At 67.5% G+C, this 22,846-nt stretch carries 22 protein-coding genes; 10 read left to right on the top strand and 12 right to left on the bottom strand.

What is annotated here, in order from left to right; translation table 11 throughout:
• The first annotated feature begins 79 nt into the window (after nucleotides 1–79).
• From ACZ7OI_RS36145 to ACZ7OI_RS36130, 4 genes are all read left to right on the top strand, one after another.
• Complete coding sequence (locus ACZ7OI_RS36145) at nucleotides 80–1,105, top strand: alpha/beta fold hydrolase (RefSeq protein WP_470268571.1); 1,026 nt, start codon at nucleotides 80–82, stop codon at nucleotides 1,103–1,105.
• Nucleotides 1,106–1,252: 147 nt separating this feature from the next.
• A complete protein-coding gene (locus tag ACZ7OI_RS36140; protein WP_470268570.1) occupies nucleotides 1,253–2,371 on the top strand; it encodes a serine hydrolase domain-containing protein in 1,119 nt (372 codons plus the stop codon).
• An 82-nt stretch (nucleotides 2,372–2,453) separates the two neighbouring features.
• Complete coding sequence (locus ACZ7OI_RS36135) at nucleotides 2,454–3,986, top strand: eCIS core domain-containing protein (protein ID WP_470268569.1); 1,533 nt, start codon at nucleotides 2,454–2,456, stop codon at nucleotides 3,984–3,986.
• Nucleotides 3,987–4,145: 159 nt separating this feature from the next.
• Nucleotides 4,146–4,904, top strand: a complete 759-nt coding sequence (locus ACZ7OI_RS36130; protein ID WP_470268568.1) for a glycoside hydrolase family 75 protein — start codon at nucleotides 4,146–4,148, stop codon at nucleotides 4,902–4,904.
• 48 nt (nucleotides 4,905–4,952) lie between these two features.
• Here ACZ7OI_RS36130 and ACZ7OI_RS36125 read toward each other — a convergent pair whose 3' ends face one another.
• The 12 genes from ACZ7OI_RS36125 to ACZ7OI_RS36070 form a co-directional block, all read right to left on the bottom strand.
• Nucleotides 4,953–5,783: an LLM class F420-dependent oxidoreductase gene (locus ACZ7OI_RS36125; protein ID WP_470268567.1), complete on the bottom strand. Its 831-nt coding sequence runs from the start codon at nucleotides 5,781–5,783 to the stop codon at nucleotides 4,953–4,955.
• Nucleotides 5,780–7,150 carry an amidase gene (locus ACZ7OI_RS36120; RefSeq protein WP_470268566.1) on the bottom strand — a complete coding sequence of 457 codons (1,371 nt, stop codon included), beginning with the start codon at nucleotides 7,148–7,150 and terminating at the stop codon, nucleotides 5,780–5,782. The genes ACZ7OI_RS36125 and ACZ7OI_RS36120 overlap by 4 nt, the downstream gene beginning before the upstream one ends.
• Nucleotides 7,147–8,022, bottom strand: coding sequence for a carbon-nitrogen hydrolase family protein (locus ACZ7OI_RS36115; protein WP_470268565.1), 876 nt, complete (start codon nucleotides 8,020–8,022; stop codon nucleotides 7,147–7,149). Before ACZ7OI_RS36115 ends, ACZ7OI_RS36120 begins: the two co-directional genes overlap by 4 nt.
• Nucleotides 8,019–8,813 carry an SDR family NAD(P)-dependent oxidoreductase gene (locus tag ACZ7OI_RS36110; protein WP_470268564.1) on the bottom strand — a complete coding sequence of 265 codons (795 nt, stop codon included), beginning with the start codon at nucleotides 8,811–8,813 and terminating at the stop codon, nucleotides 8,019–8,021. Before ACZ7OI_RS36110 ends, ACZ7OI_RS36115 begins: the two co-directional genes overlap by 4 nt.
• 18 nt (nucleotides 8,814–8,831) lie before the next feature.
• The gene (locus ACZ7OI_RS36105) at nucleotides 8,832–9,815 is read right to left on the bottom strand and encodes an aldo/keto reductase (protein WP_470268670.1); all 984 of its coding nucleotides are present in this window, start codon (nucleotides 9,813–9,815) and stop codon (nucleotides 8,832–8,834) included.
• 22 nt (nucleotides 9,816–9,837) lie between these two features.
• Complete coding sequence (locus ACZ7OI_RS36100; protein WP_470268563.1) at nucleotides 9,838–11,202, bottom strand: MFS transporter; 1,365 nt, start codon at nucleotides 11,200–11,202, stop codon at nucleotides 9,838–9,840.
• A 198-nt stretch (nucleotides 11,203–11,400) separates the two neighbouring features.
• Nucleotides 11,401–11,778: a cobalamin B12-binding domain-containing protein gene (locus ACZ7OI_RS36095; RefSeq protein ID WP_470268562.1), complete on the bottom strand. Its 378-nt coding sequence runs from the start codon at nucleotides 11,776–11,778 to the stop codon at nucleotides 11,401–11,403.
• Nucleotides 11,775–13,322 carry a methylmalonyl-CoA mutase family protein gene (locus ACZ7OI_RS36090; RefSeq protein WP_470268561.1) on the bottom strand — a complete coding sequence of 516 codons (1,548 nt, stop codon included), beginning with the start codon at nucleotides 13,320–13,322 and terminating at the stop codon, nucleotides 11,775–11,777. The genes ACZ7OI_RS36095 and ACZ7OI_RS36090 overlap by 4 nt, the downstream gene beginning before the upstream one ends.
• Before the next feature lie 16 nt (nucleotides 13,323–13,338).
• Complete coding sequence (locus ACZ7OI_RS36085) at nucleotides 13,339–14,121, bottom strand: IclR family transcriptional regulator (RefSeq protein ID WP_344286728.1); 783 nt, start codon at nucleotides 14,119–14,121, stop codon at nucleotides 13,339–13,341.
• A gap of 37 nt (nucleotides 14,122–14,158) precedes the next feature.
• Nucleotides 14,159–14,545, bottom strand: a complete 387-nt coding sequence (locus tag ACZ7OI_RS36080; RefSeq protein WP_470268560.1) for a Zn-ribbon domain-containing OB-fold protein — start codon at nucleotides 14,543–14,545, stop codon at nucleotides 14,159–14,161.
• A complete protein-coding gene (locus ACZ7OI_RS36075; RefSeq protein ID WP_470268559.1) occupies nucleotides 14,536–15,684 on the bottom strand; it encodes a thiolase family protein in 1,149 nt (382 codons plus the stop codon). Before ACZ7OI_RS36075 ends, ACZ7OI_RS36080 begins: the two co-directional genes overlap by 10 nt.
• A 26-nt stretch (nucleotides 15,685–15,710) precedes the next feature.
• Nucleotides 15,711–17,222 carry an AMP-binding protein gene (locus tag ACZ7OI_RS36070; protein ID WP_470268558.1) on the bottom strand — a complete coding sequence of 504 codons (1,512 nt, stop codon included), beginning with the start codon at nucleotides 17,220–17,222 and terminating at the stop codon, nucleotides 15,711–15,713.
• 157 nt (nucleotides 17,223–17,379) lie between these two features.
• Between ACZ7OI_RS36070 and ACZ7OI_RS36065 the strand changes: the two genes are divergently transcribed.
• From ACZ7OI_RS36065 to ACZ7OI_RS36040, 6 genes are all read left to right on the top strand, one after another.
• Nucleotides 17,380–18,312 (top strand): nucleoside hydrolase, encoded by a 933-nt coding sequence (locus ACZ7OI_RS36065; protein ID WP_470268557.1) that lies wholly within the window; start codon nucleotides 17,380–17,382, stop codon nucleotides 18,310–18,312.
• 95 nt (nucleotides 18,313–18,407) lie between these two features.
• Nucleotides 18,408–18,821, top strand: a complete 414-nt coding sequence (locus ACZ7OI_RS36060) for a hypothetical protein (protein ID WP_470268556.1) — start codon at nucleotides 18,408–18,410, stop codon at nucleotides 18,819–18,821.
• Between the two features lie 429 nt (nucleotides 18,822–19,250).
• Nucleotides 19,251–21,125 carry a molecular chaperone DnaK gene (dnaK, locus tag ACZ7OI_RS36055; protein ID WP_470268555.1) on the top strand — a complete coding sequence of 625 codons (1,875 nt, stop codon included), beginning with the start codon at nucleotides 19,251–19,253 and terminating at the stop codon, nucleotides 21,123–21,125.
• A 5-nt stretch (nucleotides 21,126–21,130) separates the two neighbouring features.
• The gene (locus ACZ7OI_RS36050) at nucleotides 21,131–21,625 is read left to right on the top strand and encodes a nucleotide exchange factor GrpE (protein ID WP_470268554.1); all 495 of its coding nucleotides are present in this window, start codon (nucleotides 21,131–21,133) and stop codon (nucleotides 21,623–21,625) included.
• A complete protein-coding gene (locus ACZ7OI_RS36045) occupies nucleotides 21,625–22,542 on the top strand; it encodes a DnaJ C-terminal domain-containing protein (RefSeq protein ID WP_470268553.1) in 918 nt (305 codons plus the stop codon). The genes ACZ7OI_RS36050 and ACZ7OI_RS36045 overlap by 1 nt, the downstream gene beginning before the upstream one ends.
• On the top strand, nucleotides 22,539–22,844 hold the full coding sequence (locus ACZ7OI_RS36040; protein WP_470230014.1) for a chaperone modulator CbpM: 306 nt from the start codon (nucleotides 22,539–22,541) through the stop codon (nucleotides 22,842–22,844). The genes ACZ7OI_RS36045 and ACZ7OI_RS36040 overlap by 4 nt, the downstream gene beginning before the upstream one ends.
• The last annotated feature ends 2 nt before the right edge of the window (nucleotides 22,845–22,846 follow it).

Below are 22,846 nucleotides of genomic sequence, written 5' to 3'. Positions count from 1 at the left end.
GCGTCATCTGACGGGCGCGGGCGGCGGGCGGGCTCCCTAGCGTCGAGGCCGTCCCACGGTCTCGCGCACAGGAGTTCAGATGATCAGCAGGAGACGATTCACCCAGGCGTTCGCGGCCGGTCTGGCGGCGACCTCTCTCGCTGCCTGCTCCTCGCCTGCTGCCTCGCAGCCCGCCGCCGGCCCCGACCTCCGCGCGGGCTCGGGCGAACACACTTCGCTGGGCACGATCAAGCACGCGGACGCCGGGGTCGTTTCAATGGCATACGCGGAATTCGGCCCGGCTGGCGGCAAGCCGGTGCTGCTGTTGCACGGCTGGCCGTATGACCCGTACAGCTACGCCGACGTCGCGCCTCTTCTTGCCGCGCAAGGGTTCCGGGTGATCGTCCCGTTTCTGCGCGGCTTCGGCCCGACGGTGTTCAAGTCGGCCAGTACTGTCCGAAATGGACAGCAGACGGCTATCGCGCAGGACGTCGTCGCGCTGATGGACACGTTGAAGATCGACAAAGCGATTCTCGGCGGGTACGACTGGGGTTCCCGGACCGCCGCGGTGATCGCGGCGTTGTGGCCCGAGCGGTGCCAGGCGGTTGTGCCGGTGAGCGGGTACATCGTCGCCAACCTCAAAGCCAACCTCCAGCCGCTGCCCCCGGCCGCCGAACTGGGCTGGTGGTACCAGTATTACTTCGCGACCGAGCGCGGCCGCGCCGGTTACGCGGCGAACCGGCACGATTTCAACAAGCTGATCTGGAAGACGGCGTCGCCGGCTTGGCACTTCGACGACGCGACGTACGACCGCAGTGCCGCGGCGTTCGACAACCCGGACCACGTCGCGATCGTCATCCACAACTACCGCTGGCGGCTCAGTCTCGCTCCGGGCGAGCCGCAATATGAGGCGTACGAACAGAAACTCGCCGCGGGAGCGACCATCGGCGTTCCGGCGATCACGCTGTCCAGCGACTTCGACGGCGCGGCCAAGGACGGCAAGGCCTACCGCGCCAAGTTCACCGGGAAGTACGAGCACCGGATCCTCGACGGCATCGGGCACAACGTGCCGCAGGAGGCTCCGCGGCCGTTCGCGCAGGCGATTGCGGACGCGGCGAAGCTCTGATGTTTCGTCTGGGGTCTCCTCCGGGTTTCCTCTGGCGATTCATCGAAGTTTGATCGAGAGCGGATACGGTGCGCACGCCTCTCGCCGGAAGTCGCTGGGGCCGTTCAGGAATCGGCGAACCCGGCGACCATCGATGCGAGGAGTGCGATGAGACGCAAGGCTTTCGGAGCCGTCGCGGCAGCCGTGGCAGCCGCCTTGACCGGCCTGGCCGGCCCGGCTTCGGCGGAGACTCCGGCGGAGATCCTCCAGGCGGGCGCCCAGGCCGGGATCAGCGCGGGGTATCCCGGGGTGATCGGCCTGGTTCGCAACGGCGAAACCGCTCACTACATCCATGCCGGATACGGAAACCTCACCACCAAGACCCCGGCCGATCCGAAAGCGCAGTTCCGGATCGGCAGCGACACCAAGGCGTTCACCGCGGCGGTCCTGTTGCAGCTCGAAGCCGAGGGCAGGCTGTCCCTCGACGACCCGCTCGCCCGCTGGCTGCCCGGCGCGGTGAACGCCAACGGGAACGACGGAACGAAGATCACCGTCCGGCAGGTGCTGCACCAGACTTCGGGCCTGCCGGACTACGCGGGCGACCTCCGGTTCCTCAGTTCCTACGTCGCGAACACCGATCCCCGGCAGCCGTGGCCGCCGCAGACGCTGGTGAACATCGCGACGTCGCATCCGTCGTTGGGCGCGGGGTTCCACTACTCGAACACCAATTACGTGGTCGCCGGCATGGTGATCAAGGCGGTGACCGGGAACGAACCGGCCGCGGAGATCCAGCGGCGCATCATCGAGCCGCTGGGCCTGAGCGGCACGTCCTTCCCGACCGCCGATCCCGGTTTGGCCGGCAACTATCTGAACGGCTACTACATCGTGCTCGGCGCGTTCTACAACGACGTCACGGTCTCCAATGTGCAGGCCTTCGGGACCGCCGGCGCCATTGTGTCCACTGAGGACGATCTGGCGAACTTCGAACGCGCGCTGTTGAGCGGAAAGCTCCTGCCGCCGCAGCAGCAGACCGAGCTGAAGACGACGGTGCCGACCGACAACGCGGGCAACCAGTACGGGCTGGGGATCGGCCTGTCGCCGACGGCCTGCGGCATGGTCTGGAATCACAGCGGCGGGGTGCTGGGATATTACAACCTGTGGCTGACCAGCGACGACGGCAGCAAGCAGGTGCTGGTCGCGGCCAACGAGAACCATCTGGCGGGAACGGCGACCCCGGGGCAGACCGCGCTCGGCAACGCCGCGCTCAAGGCCTACTGCGCGTCCTGACGCGGCGGTGATGGGACGGTGACGCACCCGGTCGATCCTGAGGGCTGAAGCCGTAGCCAGGCGATCGGAAGCGAGGCGCGGTATGCGGTCCCACGACCACCGTCCGACGAGGCGGAAGCCTGATCCGGTATCTCAGGTCGCGCCGGACGAGGTCCAGGAGACGCCGACTGCCATCTCAACGGACTTCAGCCAGATCCCAGCGCGCTCGGCTGGGACTCCGCTTCCGTCCGAGGTGCGGCGTCGGTTGGAAGACCGATGGGGCGAGGACCTTCGCGACGTCCGGGTGCACACCGGCCCCGAGGCGGCCCGCTCCGCGCGGGACCTCGACGCGATCGCCTACACCTCCGGCGAGGACATCGTCGTCGCCGGCACCCCCGACGAGCACCTTCTGACGCACGAGGCGGCCCATGTGGTGCAGCAGCGGCACGCCAGCCGCCTCGTGCCGGGGGTCAGTGCGCCCGGGGACCCGGCCGAGCGGGCGGCCGACGCGGGGTCGGGGGCAGTTCCCGGCGGCCCGGTCGCGGCGATCCAGCGGCAGGCCGACACCACCAGCGGGAAGCCGGTCGCGACCCACGACGAGGTCGAGAAGGTGCTCACTACCTATCTGACCGAAGTGCAGCGACGACAGGGCGGTCAGGCACTGCGCACTACCGATGAGGTGAAGTTCGCGATCCTGCCGTTGTTCGTCGGCGATGCGGCGAAGATGGCGTGGGCTCAGGTGTGGTTGTCCGGGGCGGTGTCCGGCACGCCGCACATCCTCGCGCACGCGATCGCCAAACAGTTGCCCGCCGCCATTCCGGCGGAGCGGCTGGACCCCTTGCGCGCCGGTCCGGCGCAGGCCGACCCGGACAAGCGGCCGAAGAACGTCGGAGAGGCGGCCGGTGCCGTGGTCGTCGACTCGACCCTCACGCCGATCCTTCGCCGGATGGGGCTGTCCGACGGTTTGCGGAAGCTCGTCGTGGACGGCGCCAAGTCGGCGGTCGCCTCGGGATTGATTCAGGTTGTCGACGTGGCGCTGGACCAGGCGCGCGTGACCCCCGCGGAGCGGGGCTCTATCCACAGTGTCGTGGAGGGCTTGATCAAGCACCAGCCGGGAAAGGCGATGGAGCGCCAGCAGGAGGGCGCGGGCAGTCCGTACGCACAGGTCGTGCCGCCGTCGATCGCACCGCCGGTTCCGTCCGCGCCCGGCGAGAAGATCTTCAAAGGCCCGTCGGCCACGTTCGACCTCTCTCCGCGCAAGGACCCGCCCAAACCGAACCTCCGGACGGCTGCCCCGAGCAAGACCGTCTCGGACGCGGGCGGGCAGTTCGACCCGCTGTTGCTGACGCCGCCGGAGGCTCGCGGCACCGAGCGGGAAGGGGACTACACCCCGGCGGGCGAGTTCGCCGCCACCGCCGCGGCGCGTCTCGACAGCGCACAGAAGAACAACCAATCCAGTGTGCGCCTGGATCTCCAGAGCAGTTACGGAGCGGTGCGGGACCGCACCACGGTTTTCCAGGCGATGAGGACGATCTTCTTCGCGATGCGCGACGCTCTGCCGCACCGCGCCAGCCGGGTAGTCCAGATTTACTTCTTCGTGGACGGGCACCAGGTGTACAGCTTCGAGCTGCACTAGCGCGCCGGAGTTCCGTTCAGCGGCACCTGTCCCGCGTGGATTCCCAGCACCAGGCCGCTGTCCCCGAACTTTCTCGAAGTGACCTCGTGACAACGACCGGTCACGGATGGTTCACTTCATTAGGAAGTTTTCCTAATGAAGGCTGGAGGTCGCCCGGTCATGTCATCCTCCCGTAGGCGTTTCGCTGTGGTCGGCGCCGCTCTGGCGCTCGCCGTCCCGCTCGCCGTCAACTCCGCTCACGCGGCCACCACGGACACCGCTGCCAAGTCGTACACGGCCGCGGAGGTGCTGGCCGGCGTCAAGAAGAACAGCACCGATGCGAACAAGGTCAACTCCAAACCGCACATCAACACCATGACGCGGGCCAAGAACGTCAACGTCTACCAGGTGGCGAAGGGCGTCTACGCCTACGGTTCCGGCCTGGCCGTCGACACCGACGGCAGCGACCCCGACCCTGATCCCGACCACCAGGGCACCACGACTTTCAAGGACAGCAACGGAAAGTCGCTCGGCGCGCACAAGGTTCCGTTCTACGTCCTCGGCGACGACTGCTACGACAAGAAGAGCCCCTGCCCGCACTTCTTCTACAAGGAGCACGGCATCAAGGGCAGGCAGTTCGCGCTGATGTTCTACAAGAGCAAGGTGATCGGCGCGATCTTCGGCGACACGCAGACCGCGAACGACCAGGACACTTCGGACAACGACTCCCGCGAGTTGGGCGAAGCGTCGGTGAAGGCGGCTTCGCTGCTCGGCATCAACAGCAGCGGCACTGACGGCGGCGTCGACAACGGCGTGACCGTGGTGATGTTCTCCGGCTCGGACTGGGTTGTGAACGGCACCAACGCCAACCTGAACGCTGCCGCTCAGGGCATGGTCACCAAGGCGCTGGACACTCTCGGCGCGAGCATGGGCATCTAGTCCTCAGCATCTGAATGCGGTCACTGCCAGATTCGGCAGTGACCGCATTCAGCGTGTTTGCCGTTCGACGTATGCCACCAGTTTGTCCAGGTATTGCAGCGTTTCTTTTTCCGGCAGGGGCGGCAGGGTGAAGGTCACGCGGTTCACTCCGGCCTCGGCGTAGGCAGTGACGTCAGAGTCCAAAGTGGCTCCGCAGAGCGTGGTGCGGACGTCGGCGCGGCCTTGATCGGCCAGCCACGACGCTACGCGGCGGAGTTCGTCGACTGGGGTTTTGGCGCGGGGCAGCCATTCGTCGCCGTAGCGGGCGAGCCGGTCGAGCGCGGCTGGGCTTTCGCCGCCGACGGCGATGGGCGGGTGCGGGCGTCGCGCGGGTTTCGGCCAGGAGAAAACCGGGTCGAAGTCGACGTGCTCGCCGTGGAATTCGGCCTCGTCGGCGGTCCAGATCGCTTTGAGCGCGGCGAGTTTCTCGTTCAGCAGCGGGCTGCGGCGGCGCGGCTCGACGCCGTGGTTGCGCATTTCCTCGCGGTTCCATCCGGCGCCGACTCCGAACAGGACCCGGCCGCCGGAGAGGACGTCAAGCGTCGCGACTTCTTTGGCGGTCTGGAAGACGTCGCGCTGGGCCAGCAGCGCGACGGCGGTGCCGAGGGTGAGCGTGGTCGTCGCCGCGGAGGCGATCGCGAGGGCGACGAACGGGTCGTAGGTGCGGTAGTACTCGCGCGGCAGCTCGCCGCCGCCGGACCAGGGTGTCTCTCGTTTGACCGGGATGTGCGAGTGTTCCGTGACGAGGAGCGTGTCCCAGCCGCGTTCTTCCAGCGCTCGGCCCAGCGCGTCCGGGCGGATGCTCTCGTCGGTCACGAAAGTGTTGACGCCGAACTTCATGCGTTCTCCTGCGGATAACTGAGCGGGGGCCGTAATTGCTCGATCAGCGTGCCGACTTCGAGGACCGTCGAGTCCGCGAATCGGGGGCCGACGACCTGAATGCCGACCGGCAGGCCCCCTGACGTCCGTCCTATCGGGACACTGAGCGCGGGCTGCCGGGACAGGTTGAACGGGTAAGTGAAGGGTGTCCACTGTGGCCAGTCGATCATCCCGCTGTCCGGCGGAACGTCGTGGCCTGCGGCGAAGGGTTCGATCGGCACGGTCGGCGTGAGCAGGACGTCGTATCGCGTGTGGAATTCGCCCATGGCGACGCCAAGCGCGGCGAGTTCGCTTTGCGCGTCGAGATAGTCGGCTGTCGAGTGCTGGGCGCCCCGTTCGATCAACCTCTGCAGGCCCGGGTCGAGCGGTGCGGTGCCGCCGTAGCGTCGGACTACGTGCGCAACGCCTGCGGACCACAGAACGTCGAATGCGCTTGCCGGGTCGGGGAAATCAGGGTCGGCCTCCTCGACGTGCAAGCCCGCTCCGGCGATCGCGGCGACAGTTTCCGTGACGAGGGCGGCGATCTCCGGGTGCACGTCCACGCGGCCCAGCGCCGGGGAGAACGCGATCCTGACGGGGTTTGCTGTTTCGCCGATCGTTGGCGTCCAGGAGGGATCGCGGTGGTCCGGTGCGGCGAGAAGGTCGGTCAGCGCGGCGAGGTCGGCTACCGAGCGGGCCATCGGTCCGGCGTGTGCGAGGGTGCCCAGGACGCTCGGCGGGTGCATCGGGATGCGCCCGTGTGTCGGCTTGAAGCCCACGACTCCGCAGAACGCGGCCGGGATCCGAACCGAGCCAGCCGCATCGGTGGCCACGGACACCGCGCCCATTCCGGCCCGGACCGCCACACCGCTGCCGCCGCTCGATCCGCCCGCGGTGAGCGTCGGGTCCCAGGGGTTGCGGGTGATGCCGTCGATCAGGTTGTCGGTGACGCCTTTCCAGCCGAGTTCGGACGTCGTGGTCTTGCCGAGCAGGACGAGGCCGTTCGCGCGGAGTGCTGCCGCGGCAGGGCTGTCGGTGTCCCAGGGCTGCGCCGGGTCGGTGCGACGCGAACCGCGCAGGGTTGGCATATCTCGGGTTTGGAAGAGGTCCTTGATCGACGCGGGAACGCCGTCGAGCGGCCCCAGCGCACGTCCGTCGACCCACCGTTGTTCCGCCGCGGCTGCTTGCTTGAGCGCGCCTTCGTGGTCGACGTAGGCGAAGGCGCGGAGGTCGTCGTGGGCGTCGATGGCTTGCAGTGCTGCCTTCGTCGCTTCTACCGGTGAAAGGTCGCCGGACGCGTAGGCGGCACCGAGTTGTTCAGCCGTCCATTGGGAGAGGTCCGAGGTCATTCGTGCTCCGGGCTGGGGCGGGAGAGGCGTTCGGTGACGCGGCCGTACAGTTCCGGCCTGCGGTCGCGGAAGATCGTGAGATATCTGCGCTGCGCTTTGAGATCTGAACTCCGCAAGACTGCACGGACAGCGTCCTCCCGGTCGTCGTCCGAGCGCGCCAGCACCTCTCCGCTCGGCCCCGCGACCGCGCTGCGCCCGTAGAAGCGCTGCTCGTCGTCGGTGCCAGTTCGGTTGCAGCCCAGGAAGAACACCGCGTTCTCCATCGCCCTCGTCGCGCACCGCGAGACGATGCTGTCCGACGGGACCTTGCCCGGCTGCACCGCCGACGCCCACAGCGAGACGACGATCTCGGCGCCCGCGAGGGTCTGCACGCGGGCCATTTCGGGGAACCGGACGTCGTAGCACACGTTGAGCGCGAGCGTGCCGAGTGCGGTGGGGAACACTGATATCTCATCGCCAGGGACGTAGTATTCCTTCTCGTCGCGGCACGGATGCACCTTGTGCTGGACACCGGCCACGTCGCCGGACGGGGCGATCAGCACGGCGCTGTTGTAGAGCACCTCTGGTATCTGCGGATGCCGTTGTGACATACCAACCACGACGTGTGCACCACCACGGCGGGCCGCATCGCCCAGCGCCTCGGTGGTCGGGCCAGGCACGAGTTCCGACGCCGCGTAAAGGCTCTCGGCATAGGCGTCGTCGCGTGCGGAGCGGATGTAGCCGGTGTTGCTCAGCTCAGGGAAGACGATCAGTTCGGCCCCGTGGTCCTGTGCTTCGCGCTCGACGAACTCCGCCATCCGTTTGGCGTTGCCCGGGCAGTCCAGCACCGCCGAACTGAACTGCACCAGCGAAACGCGCACCTCGTCCTTCATCGGTGGTTCTCCGGATGCACGTCGCGCGCGAACTGCGGATTGCCGGCCAGCAGGCCCCCGTCGACCGGCAGCAGGCTGCCGGTGATGAACGACGCCTCGTCCGAAGCCAGGAAGAGCGCCGCGGACGCGATGTCGTCGGGCACGCCGACCTGGCCGAGCGGATACCAGGTCGCGAGGCGGTCGAGGAGGTCCGGGTCGATCTTCTGGCGTTCCTTCCAGACGTCGGTGCGGAAGGTGCCGGGCACCAGGGCGTTCGCCCGGATTCCGAAGGGCGCGAACTCGACGGCCAGGTTGCGGGTCAGCGCTTCCACCCCGGCTTTCGCGGCGCTGTATCCGGCCGCGCCGACGTGGGTGTGCGCGTTCACCGACGAGACGCTGACGATCACCCCGCGCCGTTGGCCGATCATCGTCGGGAGTACCTGCTGGGAGCAGCGGAATGCGCCCGTCAGCACGACGTCGAGGTCGCGCTGCCAGTCCTCGACGCGAGTGTCCAGAATGGACGCCGGATTGGACGTGAAGGCGTTGTTGACGAGGACGTCGATGCGGCCGTAGGCAAATCTGGCGGCTTCGACCATCGCGCGTACGTCGTCATCGCTGCGGACGTCGGTCCGGACCGCCAACGCTCGTCCGCCCTGTTCTTCCACTTCGGCGGCGGCTTGGTCGGCAGCCCTCTCGTCGCGGTCGGCTACCACCACGGCCGCGCCCTCGGCGGCGAAGCGGCGGACCAGCGTCCGGCCCAGTCCGGAGCCACCGCCGCCGGTCACGATCACCACACGGTCTGCGAAACGCATTTCACCAACCCATCAAGGTCATTCGAGCAACGACATGCGGTCGGGGGAGTACCGCTCGCCGGCGATCCGGTCCGCGGGCACCGCCTGTTCGATCGCTGCCACGTCAGCGGCGGACAGTGAGATATCAACGGCCGCGATGTTTTCCTCCAGCCTGCTCCGCTTCTTCGTGCCGGGGATCGGCACCACGTCGTCGCCGTGGCTGTGCACCCACGCCAGCGCGAGCTGACCCGCCGTGACACCCCGCTGCCGGGCGAGGTCTTCGAGCGCTCGCACGAACTCCAGGTTGCGTTCGAGGTTCCCGGCCGCGAAGCGCGGCTGTGACGTCCGCCGGAAGTCGTCCTTCTCGAAGTCGTCCGTCGAACGGTAGCGCCCGGTGAGAATGCCCCGGCCCAGCGGCGAGTACGGCACGATCCCGATGCCCAGCTCGCGGCAGACTGGCACCACCTCCTCCTCGATCGTGCGCGACCACAGCGACCATTCGGTCTGCACCGACGTGATCGGGTGCACGGCGTGCGCCCGGCGGATCGTTTCCGCAGACGCTTCCGACAGTCCAATGTGGCGTACCTTCCCCGCCGCGACCAGCTCCGCCAGCGCTCCGACGGTCTCCTCGATGTCGACAGCGGGATCGACCCGGTGCTGTTGGTAGAGGTCGATATGGTCGACACCGAGCCGGCGCAAGGACGCGTCGCAAGCCTGCCGCACGTATTCCGCGTCTCCGCGCACCGAGCGCGCCATCGAGTCGTCCTCCGCGCGGACGACGCCGAACTTGGTGGCCAGGACGACGTTATCGCGGCGGCCCGCGATCGCCCGTCCGACCAGTTCCTCGTTGGCGCCGTAGCCGTACATGTCGGAGGTGTCCAGGAGCGTCACGCCGAGGTCGAGCGCGCGGTGCACGGTCGCGATCGACTCGGTTTCGTCGCCGCTGCCGTAGAAATCGCTCATTCCCATGCAGCCGAGCCCTTGGGCGCCGACGTCGAGTTTGCCGAGATGCCGGGTGGGCATCGCCATGCTGCTTCTCCTTTGGCTAGCGGGCTGGACCGCTCGCGGCGGCAGGTTCGGATGCCACCGCCGGCTCGTTGATATCTTTCAGGTGTGTTTCTGGCATGAGCAGTACCGCGGTGAAGGTGATCGCGCAGACCACGGCCATGTAGATCGCCACCGATACTGAAGACCCGGTCGCGGCGTACAGCGACGTGGCGATCAGCGGGGCGAACGCGCCGCCGATGACCGCACCTAGCTGCACGCCGAGCGAGACGCCGGAATACCGGAGCCCGGTGGAGAACGCCTCGGCGAAGAACGCACCCTGCGGTCCGTACATCGTGGTGTGCATCAGGCCGAGGCCGACGATGAACGCGACCAGGATCAGGAACGTCGACTTCGTGTTCAGCAGCGGCCAGAACGCGAACGAGAAAGCGCAGAGCATCCCCGAACCCGCCAGCAGCATCGCGCGCCGTCCGATGCGGTCTGAGATGGCACCGGACACCGGGAGCAATACCAGTTGCACACCAGCCGCGACGAGTACAGCGAGCAGGATGGTGTCCTTGGACAGCCCCAAAATCGCGGAGTTCGTGCTGTAGGAAACCGCGAATGTCATGAACAGGTAGTAGGTCACGTTGATGCCGATGTAGGCAGCCGCGACCAGTGCGATCTGCTTGTAGTGGACGCGAAACGCGCGCAGCACGGGGGAGCGTCCAGCGTCCGGCTTCTTGACTTCCTTGAGCCGACGGAACGCGTCGGTGTCTTCGAGACGCAGCTGCAGGTGGATGGCCAGCCAGACCAGCACGGCGCTGGCGAGGAACGGAACGCGCCAACCCCACGCCTCGAACGCCGCGGGCGAGGTGAACCGGATAGCCGCGATGAAGGCGAGGTTGCCGAGAATGATGCCGCCCGGACCGCCCGCCTGAGCGAAGCTGGTGAAGAAGCCGCGCTTCCGGGGCGGCGCGCTCTCCATCGCGAGCAGGACGACGCCGCCGAGCTGTCCGCCGACCGCGATGCCCTGGAGGAAACGCAGCAGTACCAGCAAAATCGGTGCGGCGACGCCGATCACCGAATGCGTCGGCATCAGGCCGATGAGGGTCGACGCGAGGCCCATCCCGGCCAGCGCGCCGATCAGCGCCGTCTTGCGGCCGTGCACGTCGCCGATGTGGCCGAAGAGCACGCCGCCGAGCGGGCGCGCGATGAAGCCGACCGCGAAGGTCGCGAAGCTGAGCAGCGCACTGGTCAGCGCGGTTTGCTCGGGGAAGAAGAGCTGGGGGAAGACCAGTGCCGCCGCCGTGCCGTAGATGAAGAAGTCGTAGTTCTCGATGCTCGAAGCCGAGAGTGCGGTCACCGCGACCTTGGCCAGTCTCGTTTCGGGTCGTGCCTGGGTCGGTTCCTGCGCCGGCGCCATTGCCCGCTCCTTCCGTCACCTTCGACGGCCGTCGGGACGAAACCTCACTGTTTCGTCCAATGAAACGTGCGAACCACTACGTGATATGGCTTGTCTACTCGCCCTGGTCACGCAGGTCAAGTGGGGTCTTGCCGAGGCCCGTCAGGGCAGGATCAGGGCCTCCCGATCGGCTGAGCGGGAGGTATGCGGCGGAAGACGTCAGGTCGCCTCGCGGAAGGCCGTCACGATCTCCGCCATCGACGCACCAGGCCCGAAATGCCGGTGCACGCCCGCCGCCATCATGCGGTCGATCTCGGCGGGCTCGTCGATGCCGCCGGCGAGGACCGGGACCTCGAGGCCCTCGCGGCGCAGGCCTTCGACGGTCAGCGAGGCGAAGTGGCCGAGCCCGCCGCTGAGGCAGCTGAGTCCGACGGCGTCGGCGTCCTCCTGGACCGCGACCTGCACGATCGTGGCGGTGGGGACGCGCTTGCCCAGGTAGACGACCTCGAACCCGGCGTCGGCGAGGTGTTTGCCGATGAGCCGGACGCCGACGTCGTGGCCGTCGAGCCCGAGTTTGGCCAGCACGATGCGTGTCATCTCTCGAACCCCTCCCGGGTGGCGCCGACGATCTCGGCAGAGGTGGCACCCGCCCGCAACGCCTCGATACTGGGCTGGACGAGATTCTCGGTCCCGGCGGCCGCGGTCTCGACCGCCTTGAGCGCCCGGTCGACCAGCGCGGCGTCCCGGCGGCGTTTGTGCTCGGTGATCCGTTCGACGGCGTCCTGCTCGACCTTCGCGAAGTCGATCTCGCCCGAACTCTTGCCCGCGAACCACTCAGCGCGGGCCTTGGCGTCGAAAATGCCGTGGCCGACCATCATTCGCTCGCCGGTTCTCAATTGTTCCTGACGGGCGCCGCGGTTTTCGTCGATCCGGCCGGCGATGTAGCCGTTCTCGATGGCTTCGAGCGGTCCGCCGGCTTCGGTGAGCCGGTCGAGTTCGATCCGGACTTTGCGCATCACCTGCTCGTCCACGTCGCGCAGTTTGGCGCTGCCCGCGAGCGGGTCGATGGTCGTCAGCGCGCCATGTTCGCAAGCGACGACCTGCATCGTGCGCACGGCGAGAGCGGCGGCGTCGGCGGACGGGATGCGCAAGGCCTCGTCGTAACCGGTGGCGCAGAGGTAATCGACGCCGCCGAGCATGGAACCGAGCACGCTGAGCGTCACGCGCGGGATGTTGACCAGCGGTTCCTCGGCGGATTCCAAGCCGTGCGCGTAACCCATGAGCTTCGCGACGGGTTGCTCGGCGACCGGAATACCGTACCGGTCGCGCAGAATCTCGCTCCACAAGATCCGCGCGGTGCGGAAAACCGAAGCCTCCACGAACAAATCGCTGCGCTCGTTGAGGAAGAACATCAGCTTCCCGGCGACGTCTGCGGGTTCGTAGCCGCGGGCAGCCAATTCGTCCACGTACGCGATGGCGTTGCCGAAAGCGAAAGCCACAGCCAGCAACGGACCCGCGCCCGCGACGTCGTAATGGTTGGAGCAGACGGTAAGCGCCGCTCCGGGCATGTCCTCGTCGATCGCGAACGCGACGCAATCGGCGGCGATCCGCAACGCCTGCGCGGGGGAGTGGATCTCGGTGCCGCGCGCGGTGAATTCCTTGAGCGGATCGTTCTGCATCACCAGCTTCACGTGCCGTGCGTCCCGATCGGACAGGACACTGTGGACCATCCCGAGCGCGACGTGCCCGAGCGAGTTCTGCAGCATCCCGATGCTGTCGGCGGTCGCGAGGTCGAGCCGGGAACAGATCGTGGCGAAGTCGTCGAGCGTCGCGCACGACACCCCGGCGCGGCCGACCTGGGCGTGCGAAAGCTCGTGGTCGGGGTCGAAACCGAGCTGGGAGGGGAGGTCCGCGGCCAGCAGGAACGACTCCGCGCCGACCTCCTGCAATACGGCGAGCCGTTCCGCGGTCGTCGTGGGCGGGCCGAGTCCGGAGTAGACCATGAAGCGCGGCCGGAACGGTCCGGGCTCGGCGATCCTGGTGTCGCTCCACGCTTTCAGCGCGGGCTCAGCGGCGGTCGGCTCGTACCGCGCGCGGATGGAAACCCGGCCGTCGTTCGCCGTGGTGATGTCGTCGGGCACTGGACCTCCGTCTCGTTCAGTCCACTTCGGATGCTCCGGACACCGTCGCCGAAATCCGGGCCGCGACTTCCCGCACGTGTCGTTCGATCTCGGCGATTTTCTCTTTGCCGAGACGTCCTTCCGGTCCGATGACGCTCAACGCCGCGAGCGCGAAGCCGTTCGCGTCCGTGATCGGCGCGGTGACCCCGACCGCGCCCACCGCCCGTTCGCCGTGGCTGTGCGCGATGCCCGCGGCCGCGATGCTCTTCAGCTGGGCGCGCAGGGTTTCGAGGTCGGTGATCGTGTTCGGCGTCGTGGGATCGAGCGGGAGGTCCTTGAGCAGGCGTTCGCGCTCCGCCTCCGGCATGAACGCGAGCAGTGTTTTGCCTGCGGAGCCGGTGTGAATGCCCTCGGAGACGCCGACGCCCGCGATGTAGCGGATGAGGTGCGGGCTCGGGAGTTCCTTGACGCAGATGCGGGAACGGCCGGCGCGGACGTGCACCGCGACGGTCTCCGCGGTGACGTCGCGCAGTTGCTCCAGCGCGTCGGTGGCCTCGAAGATGAAGCCCGCGTTGCCGTTCGAGATCGACGACATCAGGTGAAAACAGCCGGGGCCGAGCCCGTAGTGCCCGCTGGCCTGGTCCTGGACGACCATTCCCTTGGCGCGCAACGTGCTCAGCAGCCGGTAGGTCGTCGGCTTCGACAGCGAGACGACCTCCGCCACGTCGCCGAGCGTGAGCGGGTTGTGCCCGAGCGCGAACAGGATGTCGATCGCCCGGCTGACCGCGCGGACCGTGGAGCCGTCGGGGGTTTCAGTCACTGGCCACCTCTGCGTTTTGTCGTGTGAGGTCACCGTATCAACCAGCGAAACGCTCGGGTTCGAACCAATAGCGCGGCGTCTCGCCGATCCGCACGCGCACGGCCATCCCTGCCTCAGGCTCGGCTCCATCCGTCCTGACCTGGCCGAACACCATCGGCCCGCTGTCGTCGAGGGCGATTTGGCCGAGCGTGTACGGCGCGGGCAGCCCGGGGCGCGGGACGTGCACGGTGGTGTAGGTGAGCAGGACGCCGGTCGCCGCGAAAGTGTGTTCGGCGGGCGCGGCCCTCCCACACCGATGACAGACGGCGCGCGCCGGAAACGATGCCGCACCGCACTGTCCGCAACGGCTGCCCACGAGCGCGTACCCGTTGTCGCGCGGCCGTTCGGCGGTGGTCGGAACCTTCAACGCGGCGTTCAGTCCCATGGCTCGGTCCTCTCCAGCAGATGGACGCACGAGACGGCTGACTCACCCTCCAGCCAGCCGCCGTTGTTGTGGGCGAGGCCGATGCGCGGACGCTGGGTCTGCCGTCCAGTCGCCTCACCGCGCAACTGCCAGGTCAACTCGGCGATCTGGGCCAGCCCGGTCGCCCCCACCGCGTGCCCGCGCGACGACAGCCCGCCGCTGGGGTTGACCGGACGGGAGCCGTCGATCTGGGTCGTGCCGCTGTCGAGCAGCGCGCCCGCGTCGCCCGGACCGCAGAAACCGAGCTGCTCGTACGCGATGAGTTCGGCAGGAGCCATCGCGTCGTGCACCTCGGCGACATCGACGTCCTCGGGTCCGAATCCCGCCTCCGCGTACGCCGCCGCCGCGCACAATTCGGTCAACGACGGTTCGTTCCCGGTGGTCGTATACCCGGTTGCCGCCTGCGACGCTCTAATCCGGACAGTCGGCCTGGCTTTCGCCGCGACGGCTCCCCGCCGCGCCAGCACCACCGCGGCCGCACCGTCGCAGATGGAACTGCACATCAGCAACGTCAACGGATCGGCGATCGGCCGCGAACCCAGCACTTCCTCCGGGCTGACGACTTTCCGGTGCTGGGCATAGGGATTGCGCTCGCCGTTGGCGTGGCTCTTGACCGAAACCGCGACCAGATCGTCCACCGTCAGCCTGCCGGCCGCGATGAGCTTGCGCAGCCGCATCCCGTACACCGCGGTGAACTGCAACCCGATCCCGGACACCACGTCGAGATCGCCCGCGGACTCCAGCGCTGCGAGCGTCCGGGACCGGTCCTCCACGAACATCTTCTCCACGCCCGCGACCAGCACGACGTCCGCCGACCCCGCACGGATCGCGAGGATGGCCTGACGCAGCGCGGTCGACCCGCTGGCACACGCGTTCTCGACGTTCGTGACGGGGACGCGCTCGATCCCGATCTCCCGCATGACCGACTGACCGCGGATCATCTCCTGTCCCTGCAACAACCCCGCCATCGCGTTGGCCGCGTACACCGCGTCGAGGTCCCGCACCTCGAGCCCCGCGTCCACCAGCGCGGACACACACGCGACGCGATTGAGATCTTTCAGCGACGAGTTGGTGTATCTGCCGAAGGGATGCATCCCCACGCCTAAGATCTCAACGTCGTCGGTGTTCACTCGAACCCTCCGATCAGCTTGTCGCGCAGCTCGATCCGATCGACCTTCCCGTAAGGCGTGCGCGGAATGGCGTCCCAGATCTCCAGCCTTCTCGGCGTGCGCATCCCCAGCCGGGGCCGGACAAACTCGATCAATTCCTGGCTGGACGCGGCTTGGGCGTCCCGCAACCGCACCACCGCCGTGACCGCGTCGCCCCACCGCGGGTCGGGGAGGCCGAGTACCACCGCCTCGCTGACCGCGGCGTGCGCCGACAGCTCGTTCTCCACCTCGCGAGGCGCGATGTTGTACCCGCCGGAATTGATCATTTCGTCATTGCGCCCTTGGAGATGGACAAACCCGCGCTCGTCCGTCCGCGCGAGATCCTTGGTGCGCAACCACCCGTCCACCAGAACCGCGGCGGTGGCCTCGGGTTTGCGGTGATACCCGGACATCACATGCGACCCGCGCACGTAAACCTCCCCGATCTCCCCAGCCCGCGCCACCCGGCCGTCGTCGGTGCGCACCTCGACTGCTACCGACCGCCAAGGCCGTCCCGCGGACTGTCTCGCCTGCGGGTCGAGATGATCGGACTTGCTCAGGCAGGTAATCGTCATCGGCGCCTCGGACTGTCCGTAGTCCTGCACCAACGTGGGGCCGAACCGATCGAGCGCGCGTTCCAGCACCGGCAACGCCACGCTCGACGCCCCGTAGACGATCGTCTCGAACCCCCACTCGCCGCGCGCCGCGTCCAGCAATGGTTCGAGCATCGCCGGAACCGCTTTGAGCGTACGGAAATACGCCTCGCGGGACCGATGCCACACCTCGTCAGGATCAAACTTCGGCATGACGTGCACGCCCGCGCCACTGATCAAATACGGCAGCACAAAGTACCCCGACGCGTGCGAAACGGCCTGGGTAAGCAAAATCCGTTCCCCCACGCGGACCGGTGCCAGCTCCAGCAGCAGATTCAACGCCACCTCGCGCAGTGCGCGATGCGACAGGACGACACCTTTGGGGCGTCCAGTTGTCCCGGAGGTGTAGGAAATCCAGGCCGCGGCTTCAGGATCGCGGTTGCGCAACACCGGCTCGGGTTTCGCTTTCGCGATGAGACCCTCGTACGAGTGTTCAAAGCTGGCGTCTTCCTCGAACGGAATCACGACGATGCCGAACTCCTCGGCCAGCGCGTGCGCCTCAGTCGTGAAGCTCGGCGCGAAGAAGAGTCCTTGGAGTCCGGCATCCTCGGCTACGTAACGGAAATCCTCCAGATGCAGCCGCGCGTTGAGTGCTACCCGAACCCGTCTCCCGAGCGCCAGCGCACAGTCGGTTTCGACGAACTCGGTGCGGTTGTCGGACAGAATCCCGACACTCGCGCCCTCCGGAATGCCGAGCGCGTCCAGGGCATTGGCCAGACGCTCCGCGCGGTCGAGAAGCTCGCCGAAAGTACGCGCCGTACGCCCGTCGTCGACCGCCGTGAGGCCCCGGTAGGAAGCCCCCGCGCGACGAAGCAAGTAGGCGGTGTCGAGAACCATCCGAGCGGCCTCCCTTGCCGAGGGGTGTTTCATCTGGCGACAAGAACGTATTGTCTGATGAAACGCCGTGTCAAGGGGTGTGCTTGCCGGGCCGTTGCTTGCTCACGGACGGTGTCGAAGAATTGCGTCGCCTGCGGGCTTCTGGAGAAGATGCGTTATGGCAACCACGACTACCGTCATTGTCGACCAGGACGGCGGTGTTGACGACGCGCTTGCCCTCGTTCTCCTCGCGCGCACCCCTGGCGTCGAGATCGTCGGCGTGGGTTCGGTGCACGGCAACGTGTCCGCGGCTGCCGCGGCCGAGAACGGCCTGCGGGCACTCGAGATCGCCGATGATCGTGCGACGCCCGTCGCGATCGGGGCGTCGGAGCCGCTCGCCCGGCCGCTGCATCTCGCCCACCCGGAAGATCTCCTGGGCAAGGCGGCGGGCTCGCCGAGGCGGAAGCCCGTGCGGGAGGAAACCGCCGCCGAGCAAATGGTGCGGCTCGCTCGGAAGAGCCCCGGCTGTGTCGATCTCCTGACTCTGGGCCCGCTCACCAATGTCGCGTACGCCCTGGCCGCCGAACCCGAGCTGCCCCGGCTGATCCGGCGCGTGGTGGCGATGGCCGGTGCGTTCGAGGTGAAGGGCAACATCAGCGACTACGCCGAAAGCAACGTATGGCACGATCCCGAGGCCGCTGCTCAAGTCGTGGCGGCTGGGTTCGACCTGACGCTGGTCCCTCTCGACGTCACTCGCAAGGCCACTGTCAGCCGGCTCTGGCTTGAACGCCTCGCCGCTGATCAGGATCGGCTGTGGGGGCGAATGGCGGCGATGCTCCTTGCCCTGCCGGGGAAATTGCCGGCTTTCCCGCTTCATGATCCGTTGGCCGCCGCGATCCTGCTCGACCCGTCGATCGCCAGGCTTCACCGCACGTCGGTCACGGTCGACCTCGGGGAGCAACGGCGTGGGCAGACTCGAGCCGACAAGGCCGAGCATCCGGCGGGCACAGCTGTCGCCGTCGCCGCTGACACCAGTACGCTGCTTGAGCAGTTGACACATGCTTTGATGCCTGGCCGCGGCTCGTCCGGAAGCCGAACTCGGGCCAGCTGACGAGTGCCAATTCAAGGGAGGGCGTTGTGAAAATCTCCTTCTCGCCCAGTCCCGTCTACTCGCCTAATGGACGAGAACGTACCCACACGGAAGACTTGACTTCCGTTTCCGGGGAAGATCTGAGGTGGTATTACTTCCTCGGCCAGCTTTCGATCTCCCACGCCGACGTCGAGATCGGGCCTCCGTGGGGCTGGGTGCCGCTGTTCGACGCGATGTACAGCGTGCGGAATGTGATGGCGGCCGCTCGAGAAGGAAGCGGGATCTGGAAGGTCGATTTCACCGAGAACGCCGAACTCATCACCTTCGAGTTCGATCGCGGGTCCCTCCGGGCGACTCCGACCTATCTGGAGACGACGTTGCGTTGCTCCGTCAGCGAATTCGTGGACGCAGGGACGAGGTTCATCGCGGGAGAACTGCACCGGGTGATGCTGGAGTATCCGGCGCTGGCCAGCAACCAAGCCGCGCGTGCGTTGGCGGGGGACGTGGGTCTGGAGATCCCCGAGGGATAGTCCAGCGCATTGCTTCAACGTCTCGAATCCGAGACCGCCAATGGCGGTCCAGCCTAAACGCGGCGCAACGGCAGAAGTCGCAGACGGCGGTCCGAAGCGTGCCGCAGCGAGCGGGCACGTCCCCGTGCTGCAGGGTCAACGCCTCGCTGAGATGGCGCGTGAGGCGATCGTCCCGGTGTAGACGGCACCTCCGCGGGAATTGTACGCCCTGATCGCACGCAGTAAATGAGCCACGGCGAAGCCAGCCGATTGTGTCGCGGAACAATATTATTTGGCATCGCCCACAATCGACCGGCAATTGTGCTGGAAAAGCCTCCGGTGAAGATCATTTCGCCTTGACGGTGCTTTTCCTCTCCAGTACACCAGACCTCGAACCCGTCCTGTCCTGAGGCTTCCGGACAGGAAAGAAAACCCGGAAAGGAACGCGTCGTGGCGAAAGCGGTGGGCATCGACCTGGGGACGACCAACTCGGTCATCGCGGTGCTGGAGGGCGGCCAGCCCGAGGTGATCGCCAACGCGGACGGGGCTCGGACGACCCCGTCGGTGGTCGCGTACACCGATTCGGGCGAGCGGCTGGTGGGGCAGCTCGCGCGGCGGCAGGCGATCATGAACCCGAAGGGCACGATCTCGTCGGCGAAGCGGTTCATCGGCCGCCGCTACGACGAGGTGGCCAGCGAGATCGACGCGGTGTCCTACGACGTCGTGCCGGGACCGGACGACGCGGTGCGGTTTGACGTGCACGGCAAAAAGTACGCGCCGGAGGAGGTTTCGGCGCTGGTGTTGCGCAAACTGGCGGACGACGCGTCGAAGTTCCTCGGCGAGAAGGTGACCGAGGCGGTCATCACGGTTCCGGCGTACTTCAACGACGCGCAGCGCCAGGCCACCAAGGACGCGGGCCGGATCGCCGGGCTCGAGGTGCTGCGCATCATCAACGAGCCGACGGCGGCGGCGCTGGCTTACGGGCTCGACAAGAAGCAGCACGAAACCGTGCTGGTGTTCGACCTCGGCGGCGGCACGTTCGACGTCAGCGTCTTGGACATCGGCGACGGCGTGGTCGAGGTCCGCTCGACCGCGGGGGACACGCATCTGGGCGGCGACGACTTCGACCGCCGGGTCGTCGATCATCTCGCGGACCAGTTCGAGCGGGAGAACGGCATCGACCTGCGTGCGGATCCGCAGGCGTTGCAACGGTTGTTCGAGGCGGCGGCCAAGGCGAAGGAAGAGCTGTCCTCGGTCACCCAGACCACGATCAACCTGCCGTTCATCACCGCGGACGGCTCCGGCCCGAAGCACCTCAACACCACGTTGATGCGCTCCACGTTCGACCAGATCACCTCCGACCTCGTCGAGCGCTGCAAGGTGCCGGTGGAGCAGGCGCTCGCCGATGCGAAGCTCACCGCGCACGACATCGACGAGGTCATCCTGGTCGGCGGCTCGACTCGCATCCCGGCGGTGCAGGCGCTGGTGCGGCGGATGACCGGCGGCAAAGACCCGAACATGACGGTCAACCCGGACGAGGTCGTCGCACTCGGCGCGGCGATCCAGGCGGCCATCATCAAGGGCGAGGCCAAGGACGTTCTGCTGCTGGACGTGACCCCGCTGTCCCTTGGCATCGAGACGATGGGCGGCGTGATGACCAAGGTCATCGACCGCAACACCACGATTCCGGCCCGGCGCAAGGAAACCTTCTCCACCGCCGAGGACAATCAGTCCGCTGTGGACATCGTCGTCCTGCAGGGCGAGCGCGAGAAAGCGGCGGACAACCGGGTGCTCGGCCGGTTCCGGCTGGAGAACATCCCGGCCGCCCCGCGCGGCGTGCCGCAGATCGAGGTCACCTACGACATCGACGCCAACGGCATCCTCAACGTTTCGGCCAAGGACACCAACTCCGGCCGGGAGCAGGCCATCACCATCTCCGAAAGCTCCAATCTGGACTCCGCGGACGTCGACCGGATGGTCGCCGACGCCGAGGCGCACCGGGCCGAGGACGCCAAACTGCGCGAGGTCGTCGACGCCCGCAACACCCTGGACAGCGCCGTCTACCAGGTGGAGAAAAGCGTCGCCGAACTCGGGGACGCGGTGCCGGTCAACGAAAAGGCGCGCGCGGAGAACCTTGCCGTGGATGCCCGGGACCTCCTCAAACAGGACGAGCCGAACCTGGAGAAGCTGCGGTCGATGACCTCGGAACTCCAGCAGTTGTTCCACGGCCTGTCCGCGGTCGCGTCTGCCGCCGGCGACGCGACCGGCGCGGGAAGCCCCGACGACGGCGACGACGTGGTCGACGCCGAATTCACCACCTCCTGATCGCTATGGAGGACAAGCAGGAAGACGCAGCCGCGGAGCCGGAAGGCAACACCGACGTTTCCTGGCTCCAGCAGAGGGTGGCCGAGCTGGAGAACAACTGGCGCACGGCAATGGCCGACCTCGACAACCTCCGCAAACGTACCGCGCGGGACACAGTGCAGGTGCGGCAGCAGGAACGTAAGCGGGCCGCCAAAGAACTGCTGACAGTGCTGGACAACTTGGACCTGGCCATCGGGCACGCCGAGGCAGACCCCAAGTCCATCGTCTCCGGCGTCGAAGCGGTGCGCGCACAGGCCGACACGGCGATGGCCAACCTCGGCTTCCCGCGGAATGCGGATCAAAAGGGGACACCGTTCGATCCGCAGCTGCACGAGGCGGTGTCGGTCATTCCGGTCGACGGCGTCGATCCCGGCACGGTGGTCGAGGTCGTGCGCCCCGGTTACGGCGACGCGGAGAACCAGTTGCGGCCCGCGGCGGTCGTGGTCGCGAAGGCGGATTGATGAGCGACAGCGAGGACTTTTACCAGCGGCTTGGCGTTTCCCGGACGGCGGGCCAGGACGAAATCCAGAAGGCGTACCGCAAGCTCGCCCGCAAGTACCACCCGGACGTGAACAAAGATCCGGGGGCAGAGGAGAAGTTCAAAGCCGTCTCCGAGGCGTACGACGTGCTTTCCGAACCGGAGAAGCGCAAGCGCTACGACGCGTTCGGCAAGGACTTCCGGCAGGTTCCTCCGGACATGGACCCGGAAACCTACGCTCGCGCCAAGGCCGGAGACGGCTTCCAGAGCGCTGAAGGTGTCAACTTCGAGGACCTCTTCGGCGGCATGTTCGGCGGCGGCTTCCCCGGAGGGTACGGCCGTCAGCGCGGGCCGATTCCCGGAGCTGATCAGGAGGCCGGGGTCGAGATCAGCCTGAGCGAGGCCTATCAGGGCGGCCGGCGTTCGTTCGCCCTCGACGGACCGGAGGGCTCGCGCACCGTCGACGTCAACATCCCGGTCGGAGTGACCAACGGCAAGCGCATCCGGCTGGCCGGGCAGGGCGGTTACGGCAGCGGCGAAGGCGCGCCGCGCGGTGACCTGTACCTGGTGGTGCATCTGGTGCACGACAAGCGTTACCAGGTCGAAGGACGGGACGTGACCGTCGATCTTCCTTTGCTGCCCTCGGAAGCGGCGCTGGGCGCGACCGTCGCCATGGACCTCCCCGGCGGCGGCGAAGCGAAGCTGAAGATCGCGGCGGGAACCTCCAGCGGACGGAAGCTGCGGTTGCGCGGGCGCGGCATCCCGAATTCCCGGGGTAATCCCGGCGATCTGTACGCCGCGGTCAAGATCGTCGTCCCCCAGGACCTGACCGACGCCCAGCGCAAGCTCTACGAGGAACTGGCCGCGACCACCGACGAAAACCCGAGGAGGCCGCGATGACCTATGCACTCGTGCGCCGCCGCCCCGGAGCGGCGCATCTGGATCTTCCGACGTTCGCGCACGCGACCGGCCTGCACCCGGAGCTGGTCCGCCGGTTCACCGTGCTGGGCCTGCTGGAACCGGTCGAGGACGCGCGGGGCGAGTGGTGGTATCCGGTCGCCCAGGTGTCCGCGGCCGCCCGGATCCAGCGGCTGCGCGCCGGATTCTCGTTGAACTACGCCGCGGTCGGCCTGGTCGCCGACCTGCTCGACCGCATCGCAGACCTCGAAGCGGACCTCCGGTCCCGACGCAGCGGAGACTGACC

The sequence above is a fragment of the Amycolatopsis sp. NPDC114503 genome, from assembly GCF_055633655.1.
The sequence above is the reverse complement of the archived record's forward strand: the minus strand, read 5'-3'. Positions and strand labels throughout refer to the sequence as shown.